The 21202-nt window shown below is 38.8% G+C and carries 16 protein-coding genes; 4 read left to right on the plus strand and 12 right to left on the minus strand.

The features are described 5' to 3' along the window. Positions 1–19 precede the first annotated feature (19 nt). Complete coding sequence (locus BUR11_RS13700; protein ID WP_074225555.1) at positions 20–790, plus strand: type III pantothenate kinase; 771 nt, start codon at positions 20–22, stop codon at positions 788–790. Here BUR11_RS13700 and BUR11_RS13705 read toward each other — a convergent pair. Further along, positions 787–1455 carry a peptidoglycan DD-metalloendopeptidase family protein gene (locus BUR11_RS13705; RefSeq protein ID WP_084560980.1) on the minus strand — a complete coding sequence of 223 codons (669 nt, stop codon included), beginning with the start codon at positions 1453–1455 and terminating at the stop codon, positions 787–789. The two genes, BUR11_RS13700 and BUR11_RS13705, sit on opposite strands and share 4 nt — an antisense overlap. A gap of 288 nt (positions 1456–1743) precedes the next feature. Here BUR11_RS13705 and BUR11_RS13710 point away from each other — a divergent pair, with 288 nt between their 5' ends. After that, positions 1744–2694: a pyridoxal-phosphate dependent enzyme gene (locus BUR11_RS13710; RefSeq protein WP_074226135.1), complete on the plus strand. Its 951-nt coding sequence runs from the start codon at positions 1744–1746 to the stop codon at positions 2692–2694. Positions 2695–2701: 7 nt separating this feature from the next. Here the strand turns inward: BUR11_RS13710 and BUR11_RS13715 are convergent, their stop codons facing one another. The 11 genes from BUR11_RS13715 to BUR11_RS13765 all read right to left on the minus strand — a co-directional run bounded on the left by BUR11_RS13715 (position 2702) and on the right by BUR11_RS13765 (position 17193). Next, the gene (locus tag BUR11_RS13715) at positions 2702–3355 is read right to left on the minus strand and encodes a hypothetical protein (protein ID WP_074225556.1); all 654 of its coding nucleotides are present in this window, start codon (positions 3353–3355) and stop codon (positions 2702–2704) included. Positions 3356–3864: 509 nt separating this feature from the next. Beyond that, complete coding sequence (locus BUR11_RS13720) at positions 3865–4290, minus strand: hypothetical protein (RefSeq protein ID WP_074225557.1); 426 nt, start codon at positions 4288–4290, stop codon at positions 3865–3867. Continuing rightward, positions 4278–5609 (minus strand): hypothetical protein, encoded by a 1332-nt coding sequence (locus BUR11_RS13725; RefSeq protein ID WP_143186001.1) that lies wholly within the window; start codon positions 5607–5609, stop codon positions 4278–4280. Before BUR11_RS13725 ends, BUR11_RS13720 begins: the two co-directional genes overlap by 13 nt. 622 nt (positions 5610–6231) lie before the next feature. After that, positions 6232–6750, minus strand: coding sequence for a hypothetical protein (locus BUR11_RS13730; RefSeq protein ID WP_074225559.1), 519 nt, complete (start codon positions 6748–6750; stop codon positions 6232–6234). Between the two features lie 273 nt (positions 6751–7023). Beyond that, entirely contained in the window at positions 7024–7491 is a 468-nt protein-coding gene (locus BUR11_RS13735; protein ID WP_074225560.1) for a hypothetical protein, read from the minus strand. A gap of 2 nt (positions 7492–7493) precedes the next feature. Next, positions 7494–7877 carry a hypothetical protein gene (locus BUR11_RS13740; RefSeq protein WP_074225561.1) on the minus strand — a complete coding sequence of 128 codons (384 nt, stop codon included), beginning with the start codon at positions 7875–7877 and terminating at the stop codon, positions 7494–7496. Between the two features lie 319 nt (positions 7878–8196). Next, a complete protein-coding gene (locus BUR11_RS13745; protein WP_074225562.1) occupies positions 8197–9906 on the minus strand; it encodes a GMC oxidoreductase in 1710 nt (569 codons plus the stop codon). Then, positions 9899–10471: a gluconate 2-dehydrogenase subunit 3 family protein gene (locus tag BUR11_RS13750; protein WP_074225563.1), complete on the minus strand. Its 573-nt coding sequence runs from the start codon at positions 10469–10471 to the stop codon at positions 9899–9901. The genes BUR11_RS13745 and BUR11_RS13750 overlap by 8 nt, the downstream gene beginning before the upstream one ends. 113 nt (positions 10472–10584) lie before the next feature. Continuing rightward, positions 10585–12633 carry an alpha-L-fucosidase gene (locus BUR11_RS13755; RefSeq protein ID WP_074226136.1) on the minus strand — a complete coding sequence of 683 codons (2049 nt, stop codon included), beginning with the start codon at positions 12631–12633 and terminating at the stop codon, positions 10585–10587. A gap of 226 nt (positions 12634–12859) precedes the next feature. Beyond that, on the minus strand, positions 12860–14038 hold the full coding sequence (locus BUR11_RS13760; protein WP_074225564.1) for an FG-GAP repeat domain-containing protein: 1179 nt from the start codon (positions 14036–14038) through the stop codon (positions 12860–12862). A 47-nt stretch (positions 14039–14085) separates the two neighbouring features. Then, positions 14086–17193 carry a PVC-type heme-binding CxxCH protein gene (locus tag BUR11_RS13765; RefSeq protein WP_074225565.1) on the minus strand — a complete coding sequence of 1036 codons (3108 nt, stop codon included), beginning with the start codon at positions 17191–17193 and terminating at the stop codon, positions 14086–14088. Between the two features lie 214 nt (positions 17194–17407). On the opposite strand from BUR11_RS13765, the gene BUR11_RS13770 reads away from it, so the two are divergent. Together BUR11_RS13770 and BUR11_RS13775 are read left to right on the plus strand one after the other, a co-directional pair. Beyond that, complete coding sequence (locus BUR11_RS13770) at positions 17408–19648, plus strand: TonB-dependent receptor domain-containing protein (protein WP_074225566.1); 2241 nt, start codon at positions 17408–17410, stop codon at positions 19646–19648. Positions 19649–19682: 34 nt separating this feature from the next. Further along, positions 19683–21197 carry a S10 family peptidase gene (locus tag BUR11_RS13775; RefSeq protein WP_074225567.1) on the plus strand — a complete coding sequence of 505 codons (1515 nt, stop codon included), beginning with the start codon at positions 19683–19685 and terminating at the stop codon, positions 21195–21197. Positions 21198–21202: the final 5 nt, after the last annotated feature.

Consider the following 21202-nt stretch of genomic DNA (forward strand, 5'->3'; position numbering starts at 1 on the left):
TAATGAAATCAAAGAAACAATGTTTTTAGCAATAGATGCAGGTAATTCCAATGTGGTGTTTGCCCTTTACCATGAAAAGGATAAAAAATGGACTAATCACTTTAGGATAGAAACCAAAGGACCTAAACTACATTCACAACTCAGCAAAAAAGTACCACTCTATTTTTTGGAACATGGAATCTCTCCTACCAGCATTTCAGAAATTGGATTTAGCTCCGTAGTGCCAGAAATAAATAATTCCATTATAGAGTTTTGTCAAAATTATTTTGGAACCAACCCTTATGTGATTTCTCCCAAAAGCTACCCAAAACTTCCAGTCAAATCTTTGCGTCCCACAGAAATTGGATCTGATTTGATGTGCAATGTAATGGCCGCTTATTCCAAGTACCAAAAGTCCGTCATCATTGTAGATTTCGGTACTGCATTGACCTTTACTGTGGTTGACCAGACAGGAAAGATCAAAGGAATAAACATTGTCCCTGGACTTAGAACCGCCATCAATTCACTGTTTAACAATACAGCTAAACTTCCTGCCGTAGAATTGAAAATGCCTGAATCAGCCTTGGGGCAAAGCACAGTTCATGCGATTCAAGCCGGCATTTTGTATGGCTATACAGGCTTAGTCAAAGGGATGATAGAGACGATAGAAAAGGAAACCCAACAAAGCTACCAAGTGATAGCAACGGGAGGATTATCGTCTGTATTGACTCCATTGACCGAAGTATTCAATGAAATTGATAGAAACCTAACTCTAGAAGGGCTACGGTTAATTACTAAGGCCAATTCTTAAATCAAAGGGCATCTTATCATTAAGTTAGGGTCAGGACAAACGGTCCGAAACTTTTCTATTTCACGTTGAGAACATACTCCTGGAAAATCGCCAAAATTCCCTAACATATCCCACATCAATTGAAAATGTAAATGCGGAGGCCAATCCCCATTTTCGGGGAAAGGTCCAATATGACATAACAAATCTCCAGGCTTTACCTGATCTCCAACTTTCCATAGAGTAAGATCGGTACGCATCAAATGACCATATAGGGAATACAGAGGTTGTCCATTAATTATATGTTTTATGATAAAGGTAGCCCCATAATCTCCAAAGCCTTGATTATCCTGTAAACTATACACTTCCCCTTCAAAAGGTGTAAAAACAGGAGTCCCTGACTCTGCCCATATATCTACACCCAAATGAATATTTCGGAAATCAGATTCCTGAGTAGAAAATACTTCGGAGCGTTGGTAAATCGCTCGATGTTCAAAGTACCCCCCAATTCCATACTTTTTATTTTCCTTTGCAAGCTCTTGGAACACATAATCGTGAAAAGACTGGGTATTACTTAGTTCTATGGAAGCCAATGCTTTGTTAGATGGACTAAAATCCATTTTCAACGTATTACTTTCTGTTAGGGCCTCACCCATCACAGGGTAAAAATCCAATTCATTCCAATTCATGCTTGAAGATAAAAACTCCGGGGATTTGTTTGAATCATATGTGAAAACAATTTGAGAGGAGCTGTCAATGGGGATTTGTTTTATAGGCGATTAGTTATATTTAATTAAGGTGTCAGGCTGAGCGAAGTCGAAGCCTTGTTCAAACAAGGAAATTTAATTGTCCTCGACTCCGCTCGGACTGACAGCTATTACTTTTTTCCTAAATATCTCAAAGGAGTATTCTCTCCACTATGGATAATTGAAAAAACTTTAATTCAAAAATTCTCTTCAATTCCCTATTTTCGAAACATGAGCCAATCTTTCCCTTCACTAGCTGACATCAAAGCTGCCCACAAACGCATTCAGCCATTTATCCATCGAACTCCAATTTTAAGTTCTTCTGCTATCAATGAGATTGCTGGTTGTGAGATTTTTTTCAAATGCGAGAATTTTCAGAAAGTGGGAGCATTTAAGGCAAGAGGGGCTGCCAATGCGGTGATGAAATTGACTGATGCGCAGAAAAAAAAGGGAGTTGCGACTCATAGCAGTGGTAATCATGCCGCTGCCTTGGCAAGAGCAGCTAATGTAGCAGGAATCCCCTCTTACATTGTAATGCCTTCCAATGCACCAGAGATCAAAAAGAAAGCAGTCAAAGGCTATGGTGGAGAAATAATTGAGTGCGAACCCAATCTCAAAGCAAGAGAAACCACCTTGGAGGAAGTAGTCGCCAAAACCGGAGCAACCTTCATCCCTCCTTACGATTTTATGGATGTGATCGAAGGACAAGCGACTTGTGCGTTGGAATTATTAGAGGATCAACCCGATTTGGATATCATCATGGCCCCAGTAGGAGGCGGAGGTCTATTAGGAGGGACGGCATTGACGACCCATTATCTAAACCCGGAAATTGAAATAATCGCAGGAGAACCAGCAGGAGCAGATGATGCTTTTCAATCCTTCCATGCGGGAAAAATCATTCCGCAATCAGAACCCAATACGATTGCTGACGGACTATTGACCTCATTGGGAGTTTTGAATTTCAAACTGATACAGAATTACGTTTCAGATATTCTTCTGGCAACTGATCCTCAGATTATCGAAGCCATGCGCTTGATTTATGAGCGAATGAAAATAGTCATAGAACCTTCCTGTGCAGTACCCTTAGCAGCTTTATTGGCAAATCAGGATCGCTTTGAAGGAAAGAAAGTCGGGATTATCCTATCTGGCGGAAATGTGGATTTGGGGAAGTTACCTTTCTAATGAAAAATTAATCATCGCATGCCTTACATTCTACTTTGATATCTCCTTCAGTAGTCAAGAATAGACCTTCTGAAAAGTAATCTAAGGAATAGCCATTCGAGCAATGGTACAAGGCTGTAGCTTCTGGTACGCCATATCTTAAATCAGTGGTCTGATCTAATTCATCACCATTGTCCACCACTGTCCAAATTGCATATTTCCCAATATAAAACGGATCAGTACTTTCGGTGATGATGCCAGTCATTCTAACAGTTTTGCAATCTTTTTGAAAAACAACACAGGTCACATTCCCTTTTGCATCCTTTCTCATAACACCGTTTTTGTCATAGTTAAATGCTTCAAACGAACCACCTACTACTCCATTAATCACAGTAGCTTTGTAAGAATGTACTTCAGAACTTTCACCAAAAATAGTTTCTGCACCGAAAGACAAAGGAATATCTTTTGCGATCGCCCAACCATCTCCAACTAAGGCAGTATTTTCTCCCGAAGTAGGATCCTTTTTACCTTCTCCTGGCACTGGTAAATCAGGCTTAGAGAATCCAGTTTCGTCAGTAGGCTTTATACTGGTATTTTCATCATCCAAATGACAGGCAGTAACCAAGATCAATTGGAAAAAAATCAGTATAAAAGCCACATAATTTTTCTTGAAATTTTTCATGATTAAAAAAGTTATAAAAATATCTAAGAGTAAATTAAATGATTTTAATATGAAAGTAACAAGAAAATGAAATTCATTTTTATATATATGAAATGCTTTTTATATAGTTTATATTATATTTTTTATTGATATATTCATGATTATATGTAGACATTAATCAATATCAATAATGAAAAAGTCTAATTGTTTTTTAAGTACAGCTAAAAATATTCTGATTTTTTTTGATGATTTTAAGTTATTAGAAGCTCAAAGACCTAAAAATATTCATAATAAGAAGTTTTTAATATTGATTGGTTCTTATCCAATTGCTCCAATTTCACGATGAACTGGATGGGATTTGTATTACCACTCTACTATTCTTATAAATCTCCAACTGTTTGGAATTTAGTTGATGAAATTTCACCTTTTAATCGAATTACAAATTCGATAGAATATGAAGGCGTAATTTCAATTTAGGCCTAGCAAAGGTTTTCAAATTTCAGACTTTAGATTTTACAATTTAACTTTTTTCATTCATTCCTTTGAAAATATATGTTCACCTCATAAAGTGTAAATGAATAACCATATACAAACCTATTTCTGGAACAAAAATCTTCGGCAATTACAATAAATACCTTTCTGTTTTTCAATTGGTCAATATCATTCCAATCGTAAAAATTTAATTCAGAAGAATAATAAAACTCCTTATCTTGAATCTCTTTCAGTGTCAATTTCCTAGTTTGAAGCTCAGGTTTATCCTTCTTATTAACGTGACTTAAAAAGACTCCTAGATAGTCTGGCAATTCTTTATTGTAAATGAAATTTCTTTCATCACCTAATCCATTTCTTACGATCCTCCATTTTTCGCAATCATCCAATACAATTATTACTGCGTCCTTTTGATCAAAAGGAAAAACCCTCCAAAATAAGGTTAAGATCAATATTAGTTTCCACATGGTTTGTCCAAATTCATTGAAAGGTCTGAATCTCTAATATACTTTTCGTATGGTGATAAAATTGGGTAATTGGTTTCTATAGACTTCATTATATCAAAAGCATGAGTATTTTTGAGCCCATCCCAAAATAAATTCATATAAAAATCAACTGGTATTCCTTTTGGGTATGCACCTTGACTGTTAGCTTCCTGAATTAATTTTTCAAAATCTTCCACAAAATAGGTTTTATGAATATTCATCAATTCAGTCCCCATTTCGAACAAAAGTTGCTCGGCCATGTAAGTATGATGCTGGTTTCCACTAAGATTTGTTGTTCCGTATAAAACACTTACGGAATTATTGAAATTTTGAGCAAAATTTGCATCCAAAGGGGTAATACCATTTGCTTCTAATGTTGCCATAATTTCAGCATGAACTAGTTCATGAAGAAATGTTCTTGCAATCAAAAGATCTGGCCTATCTAAATAATTTGAATTAATAGATATTACATATTGACCATTCCTTTTAACAGTCTGACCGTTTCTATCTAATGGTAATGATTCTAGTTTTAATATTGAATTTGTATTTAAATCTTCTGTTTCTGTGATTTCAGCAATATCTTTAACGAAAGATCCAAGTGAAAACTTATCTAATATACAACTGATTCGTGGGTCATTCCTAATAGATGAATCTATATAAATAGTTAATTTAGGTGCGGGAACTTCTGGTGGATAATATCCTGAACCAGAACTTCCTCCTGAATAAGTTCCTCCGACTGGGGCCCCTCCACCTGTAGTATTTCCATCTTCTACAAAATCACAAGTCGTGCTATGTGTAGTATCCAAATACTCTCCAGTTCTTCCATCGTACCAGTCTGTGGCTACCTCATAACATCTATATACCACATCTTTATTTTCATATCCAAAAGACTTTTTCCCATTTTCCATTCCTTTTTGCATAGTTCGAGTGTGGGTAACCTGCCCTCTATCTATCTTATACCCAACCAAATAATGTTCGTCATAGGAAAATAAATCGATCCAACCATTCCACTTTTCATCAATCATCTGATAATTAACCTCCTCAAATTTTCTATTAGATTCAATCTCTTCAGGGTAATACCTTATGATCAAAGGATCAAATCGATCTTCAGTTTGGTGTTTGACAAATAGAATATTCTGAAAGTATTTTAATTCAGCAGTCTTTTTTGGTTTAGATTTTTCTTTTGGAAAATAAAGAGAATTACCCTCTAAACTCACCTCAAAAACTTCTCTACCATCCGTAAAGTAATAATGATGAAATTTATCCCAATCAGGTTCTTTTTCAAAAAAGGGTAAAATCAATTCTTGGGATTCTGATCTGAAATTTAAGCCTCGCTCAGGAAGTCTCAGTTTCGTTTTATTCTCTTCAAACCAGGCTTTGACTTTCATCAGTTGACCGTTTTCTACTGCTTGGATTTTTGGAGCTTCTGGTTCTTCTACACAGGAAGTAAAAAGAAAAGATGTCACTAAAAATAGCATCAAAAATAAGCCTGAAGAATATTTATTCAGGTTTTTGTACTTGGGGGGGGGATAAAGTGTTTTTCATGAAATTTGTTTAGTTGATACTTTAAAAACATATTTAAAATGATAGTTTAAAAATTACCAAACAAGAATTAGTTCATTTATTTCTAAAAACTCGGCTGTTAAGGATTTTTAATCCTAAACTTAGATCATAGGATTAATAATCCAGTAATTTAGTGGTTGAAAAACTTAAAAAAAGTACTTCGGGATTGCAAATCCCGAAGAGCTAGTTAATGTGTCAGGCTGAGCGGAGTCGAAGCCTTGTTCAAACATGAAAATTTAATTGTCCTCGACTCCGCTCGGACTGACACCATTATTAGATTTGTTTTCTAACTTTAAAACTTAAATCCTTAGTAACAGGTGAGTATGGCCCTTTTTCAAACACAAACTCCGAAGACTTATACTACTTGATAATTGGGTCCACAAACGGTTCTTGATATAAATCCAATGAACATCGCCTATTCCACTTTCCATTTTCTTTAATAAGGATAAACAGAAACTGATTATCTTCGGCCTCTTGAAAAACAAAAGCATACTTACCAACAATAATAGGTTCAGTTGTTCTAACAAGAGCAAGATCATATCTATCAACAATCTCGATCCCAGCGGGGAGTTTCTTTTTTTCTAAGTGTTTGCTGTGCAATCCCCAAAGTTTAGATTCAACTTCTTGGCTAGCCAAAATAAATTCTTCATCGAAGAAATCACAAGTTGCAGACTTGTAAAAGTCTAAATCACTTGAATTTAAAAATTTACTCCAGACTTTAGTTTCAATAGTGTAGTTGAACAATTTTACAGAAGTATCCTTGTAACTAACATTGAGGACATCATATTGTTCTTTAGACAATTGCGCAGAACTTTCATTAGCAATGAGCATATAAATCATTGAACTTAAAACGAAAATTATATTATATCTTTTCATCATTAATCATCGTTACAGGATTCTAAATTCACACCTAAAGCCCAGCTGTTCAGGTCCCGATTGCTAGCGAGGATGCAATCCTGAACTTAGATCGTAGGATTTCTAATCCTATAAAACCTAATCCTTAGAACAAGTTAGTTAAACCTAGTTTAATTTGAAATAACATTCTTCAGGATCAAGTTATTATTGAATCGAGGATTAAAAATCTTCGGAAAGGACTTCGGGGTTACATCATCCATATTCATCGGGACCCGAAGAGTAGAGTCTTACCTAATTCTATTCTACCCCTCCTGTACCAATTTTCACTTCCCAAGCCTGAAACTCAAATTCAGGATGTAGGGATCCTTTTACTAAATACTCATCTTCATAAATGATATAATACTTTTCAAAATTGAGTCGAAACCAGTCCAAATATCCCATTTCAGAATCAAACCAGACTTCCATCTCAGCCAAATCCCTTCTTGAAATTTTTTTCTTTCCTTGATCTAAACCATGGGCAACGCTAATATAAAGGTTTGGGTCTTCAAAAGGCGGTTCAAAGCCTTCTCTCCAATATTGAAAACTTTTATTTGGCTCGGTAGACCTTTTATTTAATTCAGTATTTTCTGAATACCTGTTAAACACAATAACAAGTTCACCTTTTTGACCAATTTTTCTTTGATTATAGTTCTTAGAGCCATTTGTATTTGAAGGATTACAAGCTAAAATGCAAAGAAATAAAATGAAAAATAGAACATTTTTCATGACTAATTAGAATTACAATTATAAGTAAGGTTTTCTGCCCCCACTCTTTGATACTTTTCATAACTTACTCGATCGGGTAGATTATACCTCCAGAGATCAGTAAACTTTAACCCATTCCATGCAATGCCATGGTAAAAATCAGATGGCAATCCTTTTGGAAATTCAGCTATTACGTCAGGATCACTAAGAAAACTTTGTTTACCCAAACTTGAATGAATTTGAGAAAGTACGCTAGCTATCTTATCCACCATATTTTCAGCCATATAATTATGTTGAATTTCAGAGTCTCCCGAATATAAAGATATATATTTCGCAAAGTTGGATTCAAAATCCCCGCTGTTCAGGTCCCGATTTCTATCGAGGATGCAATCCTGAACCTTAATCATAAGATTTTCAATCCGGCAAACTGAACCATCTAATAATTTAGGTAATCCTTGTTTTAATTGAAATAATATTCTTTAAAGTAAAGTCGATACTTAATTGAAGATTAAAAATCTTCGGAAAAAACTTCGGGATTGCAAATCCCGAAGAGCTAAAAAAATCTTAGAAACCCGAAGATCAAAAAACCCTCCCAGAATCTATTCCAAGAGGGTTTTTGAAATGGTTTATTTTAGAGAGATTTCCTACCTCCAGTAGGAAGGCTCCAGTCGAAATGACTTCTAGCCCATTTTCAGACTTCTGATTTTAGATTTCTGACTTTCAGACTTATTTTTTGCTTTCCGCAACCGCATGATGCGCTGCTCTTGCCGCAAAGGCCATATAAGTCAAGGAAGGGTTTTGCGTAGAAGTAGAAGTCATACTTGCTCCATCTGTAACATACACATTCGGTACGGCATGAAGCTGATGGTTGGCATTCAGCAGGGATGTTTTCGGGTCTTTGCCCATTCTTACGCCTCCCATTTCATGGATATCTAAACCCGGAACCCGGTGGTCATCATTCACTCGAATATTGGTAAAACCAGCTTTCTCAAACATCTCTGACATCTGCTCTTGATAATCCTTGATCATCTTCTCGTCGTTGTCATCGTAATCCACATGGATTTTCAGCTGAGGCATACCATATGGATCCGTCAAGTTAGGATCCAAGGCCACATAATTGCTTTCCTTTGGAATAGTCTCTCCCATCATATGCGAACCCACATACCAAGGCCCATACTGATCAGGATTCAGCAAATTATTTTTCAAATCCATTCCGATTCCTTCTGTATTAGGCCTTACCCCACGGCTGGCAGAGAAACCGGCTGCATAACCACGAAGGAAATCCGTTTCCTGCTTGTACACATTCCGGAATCTTGGAAAATACCCACTGGTAGGTCTTCCTCCCGAAGTGGTGTACTCTAAATGACCTTCATACTGCCCAGAAACCTGAGCTCTGTAATTATGGAAGGCCACATATTTACCTAATAGACCATTGTCATTTCCTAAACCGTTTGGAAAACGATTGGAAGTAGAATTCATTAAGATCAAATTGGAGTTCAAAGCCGCTGCATTCAGGAAAATCACCGGAGCATAAAACTCCTCCATTTCTTTGGTATGCGCATCAATGATTCTTACTCCAGTTGCTTTTCCCGCCGCATCATCATAAATGATGGAATGAACCACGGCATCTGGTCTCAATGTCAGATTCCCAGTTTTCAAAGCCCAAGGAATAGTCGATGAATTGGAACTGAAATAGCCTCCAAAAGGACATCCTCGTTGACAAAGATTTCTGTTTTGACAAAAAGCCCTGCCTTGAGCGGTAAATTCTGGCCTAGCCTCATGAATGTGTGCACAACGGGCAGAAATCATATGACGATCATTGCCATAATTCTTTTTCAGTTGTTCCTGAAAGTGCTTCTCCACAATATTAAGATCATATCCAGGCAAAAACTCCCCATCTGGCAAATTCGGTAATCCGTCTTTATTACCCGAAACTCCGGCAAACTTCTCCACATGGCTGTACCAAGAAGCAATATCCTTGTATCTGATCGGCCAATCTACCGCAAAACCATCTCTGGCCGGTCCTTCAAAATCAAAGTCAGACCAACGCTGTACTTGTCTGGCCCATAATAGTGACTTTCCTCCTACTTGATAGCCACGAATCCAATCAAAGGGTTTTTCCTGCACATAGGGATGCTCAGCGTCTTTGACAAAGAAATGCATCGCATCCTCACGAAATGCATAGCACTTGCTGACTACAGGATTTTCATCTTTTATTTTTTGGGGAACCTGACCTCTATGCTCAAATTCATAAGGAAGCATATTGGTGGTTGGGTAATCCTTGATATGCTCCACATTCCTTCCACGTTCCAACATCAGAGTTTTTACACCCAAATCACATAATTCTTTCGCTGCCCAGCTTCCGCTGATCCCAGATCCGATGACAATGGCTTCGTACGTACGTTGTTCTTTACTTTGGATATTTAGATTAGCCATTGATTCTAGGTTTTTGGATATCCGAGATCAAAACAGAGCCATTGTAAGCCCCTGGAATTAAGGAATATGGCATAATTTCAGACTGGATATATTCAGAGGCCATATAGCCTTGAATGGTAAATCGTTTGGTTGTATTCAAAAAATAAGAAATAGCTTTGTTAGTAGCTCCTTCTTCTGTTTCATCTCCTTCCAATTTCTGTCCAGAAAGGATGACAGTTTCTTTTTCTTTATTACTCAATCCGCTAAAGTTTTCATTCCCAGTATTCTTTGCATATTCGGGGAATGCGGTCAACCCAATGGTGAAAAGCGTTTGCTGCTCTGATGTCAAGCAATCATCCACCATGACCAAAATAAAATCAGGTACTTCAATCTCAAGAGCACCTTTAATCTCTCCAGCTGGAATAATGACATTGGATATATCTCCCAGCAATTGCTTCTGGGATTGGGTAATTTTTAAATTCTCATAAGCGGTGAGGATATCATCTGAACTGAAATCACAGGAGGGAATAAATGCCAATCCTCCGGAAATCAATGCCAGATGCCTCAAGGCAATCCTTCTATTCATAGATATATTATTTTGGGTAATTTTTAAATCGGGTAAATAATGTAACCAAAAAGGTCATCAAAATCTATTTTTTTATGATTGATGGCACAATTTGCCCAAACTTACCTGCTAGACTAGTTTGTTAAGACTCCTACTTCACCAAATGTAGCTCCATTGCCATCGGCAGTTTTGGATGCTTTCAATCGAATGAATTTCGCATTAACCGGATCAAATCGTACCAATTGCTCAATTGGGCTATTCACAATGTTGGAAAATTCACCAGAAGCCACTGTTTTCCAGGAATTCCCATCAATACTTACCTGAAACTCAAAGTTGGTAATGATTCCACTTGGATATCTTGCCTGCATTGGCATATAGCTGAAACCTTGGATTTCGACTGATTCTCCCAAATCTATGGTCAACCTCCCATTCTTGCTGGTGAAATACGTATAGGTATTTTCATCGATGGCTTTCGCGTCCTCATCTCCAATGGCTTTCCATGTCCCTTTTGGTAAGTCCAGATCCAGTCGAACCGGGTCGGAGATTTTATCTGTGGCAGGATCATAAGAACTTGCCAGCAAGGTTGTCGCTTTAGTTACTGGAATTGGACCCGTATATGCTTGGCTATCCTTCGTAGGATTGCTTCCATCCAAGGTATAATATAATTCCAAATTGGTATCTGGCGCATTTAAAGTCACTTCTCCTGAAGTGGATCTTTTAGTAGTCGGTGGTAACAATAGCTTTGGTGCATGGTAAACGCCCACTTCTGCAATCACTGGCACATCCTTGGAATCCAAGAAGTTTACTCTGATTTTTTGTGCTTCCGTATCTGGGAACCTTAAAATCCTTTTATGACCTACAGTCGTTGCTTCTGTTACCTTTTCCCAGTTTCCATTCACTTCTTTTTCCAAAGAAAAAGCTTTGATCCGCTGACCCAAGACCACATATTCTTGAATCAATAATCTGTTGAAAACAGTTGGTTTACCAAAATCAATTTCTAAACTTCCTGATTTTTGTCCATCTGGTACTGACCAGTAGGTTTCATAATCTTCATCCTGAACATTTTCAGCGACATAATCCGAACCTCTTTCTACAGAAGCAGAAACAGCAGCCTGAGAGACCAAATTGACCGCAAAATCTTCTTTGATCTTTTCTCCCAACTTCAAAATGGCTTCCTCGTCATTTTCATGAATCAGCCCTCGAGTGTCAATCGGGAAATTGATCAATAAAGAAGTGTTTCTACCAATACTATTGTAATAGATATCCACCAAATTAGCCAAGCTTCTTACCCTATGATCTTCATAGGTATGATAATACCATCCTGGACGAATGGATACATTGGTCTCAGCAGGAACCCAATGCGTTCCATTTTCCTGACCAGGAGCATATTTCTGAGGATAATCCGGCATGCCTGCATACACTGAATCACGCATCAAGTTCGCCCAGTTAGTTTCAAAAGCCTCTCCATGCTCATTTCCAACCCATCTGACATCCGGTCCACCATCACTGAACATCACCGCATTCGGTTGTAATTCTCTTACCAGTTCATAAACTTCTGGCCACTTATAATAGGTTAACTTATCCACTTTTCGGGTTTCATTCGCTCCCCCGTAATACCCATCTCCACCATTGGCTCCATCAAACCAAACTTCAAAAATCTCCCCATAATTAGTTAGTAACTCGGTCAACTGATTCCTCATATAGGTGATGTATTCTGGCTTTCCATAATCAGGATGATTTCTATCCCATGGAGAATAATAAATCCCAAATTTCAATCCATACTCTTTACAAGCTTCCGATAAATCTTTGATCAAATCCCCTTTTCCATCTTTCCAGGGACTGTTTTTGACAGAATGCTCTGTATAAGCAGATGGCCAAAGAACGAATCCATCATGGTGCTTGGCGGTAATGATCAACCCTTTCATTCCAGCTTCACTGGCTACTCTAGCCCATTGCCTGGCATCCAATGCTGTAGGATTGAACTGTTCTGGTTTTTCATCCCCAAAACCCCACTCACGATCAGAAAATGTATTCATGTTGAAATGAAGGAATCCATAATATTCCAATTCCTGCCAAGCAATTTGGCGAGGTGCTGGAGTCGGTTCAACAGGTGTAATTGGAGCTCCTTTTTCTTGACAAAAGGTAAGTCCCAGCAATAAAGCTGGCCATATATACTTCTTCATGACTTTAAATTTCTGATGGGTAAAGCAAATTCTGACTCGAATATTAATGAAAAATTTACAAAAAGTACCCTTGGGTTTTTCTAAAAAAACAAACAACCATTATTCGTTTGGTTGAAATCAAATTTTCAAAATAATAATTCACCCAAACCTCTTCTTCAGCAAGTCATTTTACAATTACTTCTTTCCAACACAAGGAAATGAAGCCCAAAATTTATACTTGGAGGGACTAATTCGAGATTTGTTCAAAAACAAAAATCCCTTTCTTATTGGCAATCACTACATCTACCAAACCATCTTGGTTGATATCCTCTGCTACCACATTGAGTCCTACTCCAGAGTCATCATCAATTTGATGTGCTAGCCATTTAGGATCCTCCCCAGGGATATATTCAAACCAATATAAATAGGCTGGCTCTAAGGCCCCAGTACCTTCTCTCATATGGGCATAATACCTTTTGCCAGTGACAAAATCCTTTCTCCCATTCCCATTTATATCTGCAAAAGCTACTGAATGGGTTTCAGACATTTCCTCTGTCAATGTATAGGTATTGAATTTTTGGTCACTTCCATCGCCTAGATTTTCATGATACCAAATCCCTCGTTCATGTGCCGAAGTAGCAAACACATCGATGTGTCCATCCTCATTCATGTCTACAGCATACATTTGGGAACTAGGTTCTCCCAAGTTAGCTGGATTCCATTTCCAATTAGGCTGAGTTACATCTGCTGGACCTTCCCACCAGCCTTCACGAATGATTACATCGTTTTTTCCATCTCCATTAATATCTCCATAACCCAAACCATGAGAGAAATTCTCCGAACCGGGTGTATTAGGAAGGCTAATCGTATATTTTCCCCAGGATAAATCTTTGGGGTCATTAGGAGCCTTGAGCCATATCATTTGCTTCATGGCAACATCTCCACAAAGAATATCTTTTCTACCATCACCGTCAATATCATAAAAGCCAGGAGACTCATTGCCGACGGTTTCATGGATTAAATGCTCCTTCCAATGCACTTCCATACCTTTGGGGTTTTCATGCCAATACACCGCTTTTCCAGGAAAGTCTACTCTAATGAAATCAATCCACCCGTCTTGGTTTACATCCATAGAAAAATTGAGCATGGAATTACTCCATTCTTTTTCTGGGACAAACACCTTAGGTTCATAAATCTCATGTCGGACCCAATTAGGTGCCTCAAACCAAAACGGCCCAGCCATAACATCTGTCAATCCATCTTGATTCACATCGCCTATAGCTACCCCTTCTGATACAAAATCAGTAAACAGAACCGTTTTCTTGAATGGAATATCCAGGCTTTTATCTCGATTCGCCATCAATTGAGCTTCACAAGTAATGCTAATGATCATTACAGATAGAAATGAAAAAGGAAAGAATCTCATGACCAATTAATTCAGAATTCTTATTTCATACTTTTAATTTTCAAAACTTATTTTTGAGTCAATAAATACCCGATCAACGCATCAAAGTCTTCCTCGGATATACTTTCCCCGAAATTATCTGGCATCAAGGTGTATTGGGATACTTTCTTGTCATGAATTTCATCTTTTCTGACCGAAAATTCTTTCCCATCATTGCTAGCATATACCTCCAACTCACCCTCTGTTCTACGGAACAATCCAGACAATACTTCTCCATTTTTTAGAGTAATCGTATAAGTTTTGAACGCCTGAGAAATAGTCTTATTGGGATCTAATACTTTTTCTGTCAAAGCTCTTCTACCCCAATTCCCAATTCCATCCAGCTGGGGGCCAACTACTCCTCCTTGGCCTTCAATTTGATGACAAACTGCACAAACATTTACAAAAACTGCTTTCCCTTTTTCTAGATCTGGTTTTGGTACGAACCTGGCCAATCGCGCTTCAATTAGCTTTTCCCGCTCTTCCAATACGGACTCCAATCCTGAGGTAAGTTGATCGTAATCTTTCCTTTCGGAGGAACTCATTTGAGCCAAAAGCTGCTCATTTATTCTTCTATCCAACAAAATTCTAGGAGGAATCACTTCTGATTTAGCAGCTGTCAACAAATACTCTCTCCCTATCGGGCTATTCACAAAAACGGAAGCAATCGCCACCTGTAGTCCACTCGGAGCATCTTTTAAAGCATCATTCAGGATGTTTAAGACCTTAGGATCGTTGCTGGCACCAATCGTTCTGGCCAATTCTTCCCTGAAAGCAAGATCTTCCCCAGGAGCATTTAAAATTTCCGCAACCAAATCAATCTGCTCTTCTGGGCTGATATCAATCAATGCTTTTGCAGCTTGGGCCCGAGGCCTATTTTTTGCCCAATCGGATTGAAGTAATTCTGTCAACCCCTTTTGAAAATCCAGCAAGGAGTATTCGCTAGCAATCTGCGCTGCAAAGGCCTGTTGTCGGGCAATCTCTTCATAAAATTCATACGCCTCATCTGCATGGGCTGAGGGATCATCTGCTACCGGGGCAGGTTGTTCTTCCAAATCAGTGATGAAAGCTTTTGCAAAACTGATAGACCAGTCTTTCATTTGTTCTCTATCAATGGTTCCGCCACGTTGATCCAATCCTGATTGAATGGTCTGATACAAAGTAAATTGAGCCGAGGGATCGTTTTCAAATTTTTCACGGATCAAATTAATCCCTTCATTTATTTGCCCTTCTGGGATATATCTCCCTACATGCGCGAAGTATTGAACCAACCTATCGTGAGGATATTCTTGTTTCTTCAGATTGGTAAAAATAAATTCAGAAGCGATAGGCGAAGGCACATCCGTCATCGCGTCCATCAGAATGGAAGTTTCCGGTATTGCCCAATTCTCTGCGACTACCCTATTTAAAATCTCATCATTTTTTAGGTGATCTCGTAGCGCAATCATCAAGGTGTATTTCAGATGAGAGTCCCTATCAGGAACTTTTTGAACAGCCTCTACCAAATTCGTGATTTGAGAAGCTTCGGGATGTCTAACCAAAACTTCGGCTGCGGCTCGTTGAACATGAGGATCCTGTGACTTCAAACCATTTTTCGCCAATTGCCTATCCGGATCATTTATCTTCTCATACTCACTTAACACCCGAAATGCATGCACACTCAATTCCTGTTCATCGCTTGTAGCAGCATTTTCTAACTCTTCATGATCGAGTTGATTTAACCTTTTTAACACCCAAAGCGCATGAACTTTTTGCTTCGTGGAAGCCGTTCGGTCAGTTAGCAGCTTTTTCAAAGCAGGAACTGATTCCTCAGCTTTATAATCCACTAATCGGTTTGAGGCCATAATACGTTGACTGATGACACTACTTCCTAAACCCTCCAATAATTGATCGATGGTAGCTTTCGACCAATCCATCTTTTCATTGGTCCTTCCTCTAAAAGTAATCCTCCAGATTCTCCCACTTTTTCTATCCCGTCCCGGGTGATCCAAAGGAACTTCATAGTGTCCAATGATTCTATTGTAAAAATCAGCGATATACAGTGCCCCATCTGGCCCAATTTTAATATCTACTGGCCGGAACCAAGGGTCTTCACTCACTAAGAAATCCTGCTGAGGGACTGCTTGAGGTGTAGATCCGTTATAAACAATGGTATTCCTACTCACTCTACAAGCCACTACATCCCCTGAATAAAAACTATTTCTATACTCCTCAGGAAAAGCCGAACCATTGTAATATTCCAATCCGGAAAGCGCTGTAGATCCAATCTGATAATCCATCATGGCGGGTCCAAAACCCAAGCCAGGAGCCTTCTTTCCAAAATGAGGATAATCCCCTTGGTTGATAAGTTGGTATATCGGCATGGAATGGCAATCAGCTGAATAGAGATTCCCTAAATCATCCAAAGCAAAACCAAAAGGGTTTACTCTTCCATAGGTGGTCTGTTCTACCTGGCTCCCATCAATTTTAAAACGGAAGGTGTTTCCAGAAGTCATGCTGATAGAATCATGATCAGCACCAGCCACTTTTGATTCATTTCTGAAGCCATGAGATGAATGAATCCACCCATCTAAGCCTCTCATAAAATTATTGATCATACCATGTGTATCCTCATGGCCAAATGGTCCAACCAGCACCCTTTTTTCATCGTATTGATCATCCCCATCATTATCTTCGAAAAAATAGATATTCGGAATACTGTAGGCAATGGCCCCTCCTTTTACCGGCATAATGCCAATGGGAATATTCAAATCACTTGCAAAATCAATAAACTTATCTGCTTTCCCATCTCCATCGGTATCTTCTAAAATCGTAATCTTATCCTGACCAGAGCCTATCGAAGCTTCATAAGGATATTCAATGGAATGAGTTACCCAAAGCCTACCTTGATCATCAAACTCCATATTGATAGGTTTGGTAATGTCAGGTTCAGAGGCAAAAAGATTAATTTCAAACCCGGGAGGTAGGTGGAAGCCTGCCATCTCTTCTTCTGGAGTTTGAAAGTCTGTTACTCGAATGTGATCTTTAAAAAGTTCCGGATCAATAAACGATTCAGGATCATATTCATTGGAGCTTTGATTCGAATCACATGAAAATAGAATCAAAATCCCCAGGCAAAGAGGAAAGCCAACTCGCATATTCAAGAATTATTTTGGGTTTATTAAAATTCTTTCTTCAGCACTGAATTCGCAAAAGAAAGCCATAGAAAGTATCCTATTTCGCTAAATATTCCAAATAGAATTACATCAATACCAAAATAGATTCATTGAAATTCTTCTTTTGATTTAATTTAATGAAACCTTTGGTGGAGAATCTCACTTATCTGTCGGACAATCCTGTTATTTTTCGATTATGAAAAAAGCATTTACGCTACTATTCCTGCTCTTTAGTTATCACCTAAGTGCACAAATCAACATTCGAGTTCTAGATGGAAACTCAAATTCACCTTTAGAAAATGTGAGGGTGAAAGCAGAAGGACATCCCTTAACAAGTACAGATTCGGAAGGAGAGATTTCGATCCAAGAAACCAATACCATTGCTATATCATTTGCTTTAGAAGGATATGAAAAAGTTGAAAAAACATTTGGTCCGGGAAATCATGAACTTTCTCTTCAGCCATCTATCTACAATCTTTCCGCTGTCACAGTTTCTGCATTTGAATCAGAACGTCCTATTTTGGAGCAATCTGCCTCAATTTCGGTAGTCAATGAAAGAGATCTCAGTCGCTTTAACGAAACTTCTATTGTCAATTCATTTAACACGAAACCAGGGATTAGAATTGAAGAAAGAGCACCTGCCTCCTATCGAATTTCTATTCGTGGGAGTTCTCTACGGGCACCATTTGGCGTAAGAAATGTAAAAGTCTATTGGAATGAAGTGCCTTTTACTTCCCCAGATGGCACCACGGCCTTAAACCTCTTAGACTTGACAAATATTCGGACTGCAGAGGTGATCAAGGGGCCTTCAGGAAGTATTTATGGTGCTGGTAATGGCGGGGTAATCAATTTGGCCAGTAAAGCGGATCCCAATGGAGGAAGAGTCAGTACGGATTTTTCTGCCGGAAGCTTTGGGATGTCCCGGTATCGGATTGGTTTATCCCAGCAAGTAGCACAAGGGGGCTTTGACGCCGCATTTGTCCAACAAAAATCGGATGGGTACCGGGAGCAATCTGCCATGGATAGAAAAGTCTTTCAATTGGGAGGTTATTTCCCTGTTTCCAATAAGCAGGAAATTAGAACCCAGCTCTTGATTTCAGACTTGAATTATCAAATTCCAGGAGGCCTTAATGCCGACCAAGTTGCAGAGGACCCAACCCAGGCAAGACCTGGATCAGTTGAACAAAATAGCTCAATTTTCCAGCAATCTGTTTTTGCTTCATTCGCTCATTTGTACAATTTTTCAGAAAAAATAAACAACAACACGGTAGTCTATTTGAATACCAATGATTTTGAAAACCCATTCAATTTGGATTACAAAAAAGAATTGGGATTTGGTTTTGGAGGTAGGACCAAATTTACATTTGATACTGACCTTGGAGGAAAAGAGTTAAGAATCATTGCAGGTGGAGAATATCAAACCAGTTATACAGACGCACAAAACTTTGGTAACCGGGGTGGAGTTGCGGACACCATACGATTTGCAGATAAACTAAGAGCAACTCAAGGATTCCTTTTCCAACAGGCTGAATGGCAGGGGACAGAAAAATTATTGATAACGCTTGGGCTAAGTGAGAATTTCTCAAGTTTTGAAATTGACAGATTAGTAGATGCTGCAGGAGGGGATTTAGGAGTACAGAAAAGAAGCTTTGATCCAATAGTAGTTCCAAGATTGGCATTTAATTACCTGCTTAATCCTTCATCATCCCTATTCACCAGTATCAGTAGTGGTTTTTCACCTCCAACAATCGACGAAGTAAGAACCAATGAGGGTAGCCTCAATTTGGACTTAGAGGCTGAAAAAGGATTGAATACAGAGATTGGATATAGAATGGGAAAAGACAGATTGAATATTGAAGCCACCGCGTTTTACTTTCAATTAAAACAAACCATTACAACTTACACCAACGAGCAAGGAGTGGTATTATTCAGAAATGCTGGAGCTACAGACCAAAAAGGGATTGAAGCTTCCATCGATTATGCCTTGATTCAAAACAACAATGCATTTCTAAGAGATTTGAAAATCGGTACCGCCTTTACTGGACATTATTTCAAATTCAAAGACTACCAAAAACGAGATAACGACTATTCAGGAAATGACCTTACCGGAGTTTCGCCCAACACGTTGGTGAGTAGGTTAGATTTTCGAACTGCTCCAGGAATCTACCTTAATTTCACTCATCAGTTTTCGGATGAAATCCCATTAAATGATGCGAATACCGTCTACCAGAATTCCTATAACTTGGTCAACCTAAGATTTGGTTGGGCCAAGTGGCTGGGCAAATCCTGGGAACTTGAAGCTTTTGGTGGGGTAGACAACTTACTGAATGAAAGTTATTCTTTGGGGAATGATTTGAATCCGTTTGGCGGAAGATATTATCAACCAGCCCCCACCAGAAATTGGTATGGAGGTATCAAAGTAGCCTTCAATTATTAAAATAATCTTCAACGATTTAATATCAACATCAACCATGAAAACCAATCTTTCGATTTTAGTCTTTTTGCTTGGTATGATCTCCCAATCTTTTGCTCAAGAGGAGAAGGCTGAAAAAACTGAGGTGAACCGAGATCCAATTAAGTTTGAAAAGGCCATGTCAGGTACTTTTAATGGTCAAAAGGTAGACTATAATGCAGTAGTAAGTGAGACATTTCTTCGCAATTCAAAAGGAGAAGTTACGGCTGGCTTATGGAGTACTGCCTATATCAGAACGGGTGTGGATTCTTCTAAGCGTCCTGTCACTTTTATTTTTAATGGCGGACCCGGCTCAGCCTCATTCTGGCTACATATGGGCTTCTTTGGGCCTAAAGTAGTCAAGACTGACTCAGGAGCTACAATGGATGATGGGTCTGCTCCTTACACATTTGTGGACAATCCACAGGCGCTATTGGACATCACCGATTTGGTTTTTATAGACCCGATAGGCACAGGTTATAGTCAAGTAGAAGGAGTTGGTGAAAACGAGGACTTTTGGGGATTGAATGAAGACGCGAGATCCATTGCCCAATTCATGAGAATTTGGGTTACCAAACATGGAAGATGGCAAGCACCCAAGTTTATCGCAGGAGAGAGTTTTGGAACCACAAGAGCAGCAAAAATTGCGGAAGTCCTGGAAGGTGGAGGACAAACCATGGCAGTTAATGGAATTATATTGATTTCACAAGCCTTGGATTACGCGGGTTCTTCCTCTTGGGAGGACAATATCACATCGTTCTTCACTTACCTTCCCTCTATGGCGGCCACTGCTTGGTACCATAATAAAGCAGGAGAGGGAAAAGAGTTGGAGGCCTTTGTTCAGGAGGCAAGAGAATTCGCTTATAATGATTATTTGACGGCCCTTTATAAAGGAGAAAAACAGACTGAAGGCGAAAAATCAGCCATTGCAGATAAACTGGTTTACTTTACCGGGCTAGATAAAGATTTCATCCTACGTTCCGATAATCAAATCTTAATGCATCGGTTTAAAAAGGAACTACTAAGAGACCAAGGAAAGGCAATCGGAACTTTAGATGGTCGCTATTTAGCTACTGAAACAGACAAAGCTGCTGAGGGACCAGTGCTAGGAGATCCAAGTAGTTATATGACTGGTGCCGCTTATACAGCTACCTGGAATGATTACGTCACGAGAGAATTGGGTGTGGTCATGGATAGACCATATTATTCCTCTGCGGTAGGAATGGGGGGAAACTGGAATTGGAAACCGGTACCAGATGGCGCCTATTGGGAGCCTAGCTACGTGAGTACTGCCAGATCTTTAAGTGAAGCCATGCACAGAAATACGGCTATGAAAGTTATGGTGGCCAATGGATATTATGATTTAATTACCCCCTTCTTTGATGCAGAATACACCTTTGCAAGGCATAATTTCCCTCAGGAGAGAATAGAAATGAAGTATTATGAGGCTGGGCATATGATGTATAATCATCAAGAAGACTTTGATGCATTATCCCAGGACATTCGTGAGTTTTTGACCAAATTGATCCAATAAAAAAC

The organism is Algoriphagus halophilus (assembly GCF_900129785.1).
Lineage (GTDB): Bacteria > Bacteroidota > Bacteroidia > Cytophagales > Cyclobacteriaceae > Algoriphagus > Algoriphagus halophilus.

Excerpts from the sequence above, each read along its gene's own strand:
- BUR11_RS13700 (WP_074225555.1), top strand. The coding sequence starts at position 20 with ATGTTTTTAGCAATAGATGCAGGTAATTCCAATGTGGTGTTTGCCCTT.
- BUR11_RS13705 (WP_084560980.1), bottom strand. The coding sequence starts at position 1,455 with ATGAATTGGAATGAATTGGATTTTTACCCTGTGATGGGTGAGGCCCTA.
- BUR11_RS13710 (WP_074226135.1), top strand. The coding sequence starts at position 1,744 with ATGAGCCAATCTTTCCCTTCACTAGCTGACATCAAAGCTGCCCACAAA.
- BUR11_RS13715 (WP_074225556.1), bottom strand. The coding sequence starts at position 3,355 with ATGAAAAATTTCAAGAAAAATTATGTGGCTTTTATACTGATTTTTTTC.
- BUR11_RS13720 (WP_074225557.1), bottom strand. The coding sequence starts at position 4,290 with ATGTGGAAACTAATATTGATCTTAACCTTATTTTGGAGGGTTTTTCCT.
- BUR11_RS13730 (WP_074225559.1), bottom strand. The coding sequence starts at position 6,750 with ATGATGAAAAGATATAATATAATTTTCGTTTTAAGTTCAATGATTTAT.
- BUR11_RS13735 (WP_074225560.1), bottom strand. The coding sequence starts at position 7,491 with ATGAAAAATGTTCTATTTTTCATTTTATTTCTTTGCATTTTAGCTTGT.
- BUR11_RS13740 (WP_074225561.1), bottom strand. The coding sequence starts at position 7,877 with ATGATTAAGGTTCAGGATTGCATCCTCGATAGAAATCGGGACCTGAAC.
- BUR11_RS13745 (WP_074225562.1), bottom strand. The coding sequence starts at position 9,906 with ATGGCTAATCTAAATATCCAAAGTAAAGAACAACGTACGTACGAAGCC.
- BUR11_RS13750 (WP_074225563.1), bottom strand. The coding sequence starts at position 10,471 with ATGAATAGAAGGATTGCCTTGAGGCATCTGGCATTGATTTCCGGAGGA.
- BUR11_RS13755 (WP_074226136.1), bottom strand. The coding sequence starts at position 12,633 with ATGAAGAAGTATATATGGCCAGCTTTATTGCTGGGACTTACCTTTTGT.
- BUR11_RS13760 (WP_074225564.1), bottom strand. The coding sequence starts at position 14,038 with ATGAGATTCTTTCCTTTTTCATTTCTATCTGTAATGATCATTAGCATT.
- BUR11_RS13765 (WP_074225565.1), bottom strand. The coding sequence starts at position 17,193 with ATGCGAGTTGGCTTTCCTCTTTGCCTGGGGATTTTGATTCTATTTTCA.
- BUR11_RS13770 (WP_074225566.1), top strand. The coding sequence starts at position 17,408 with ATGAAAAAAGCATTTACGCTACTATTCCTGCTCTTTAGTTATCACCTA.
- BUR11_RS13775 (WP_074225567.1), top strand. The coding sequence starts at position 19,683 with ATGAAAACCAATCTTTCGATTTTAGTCTTTTTGCTTGGTATGATCTCC.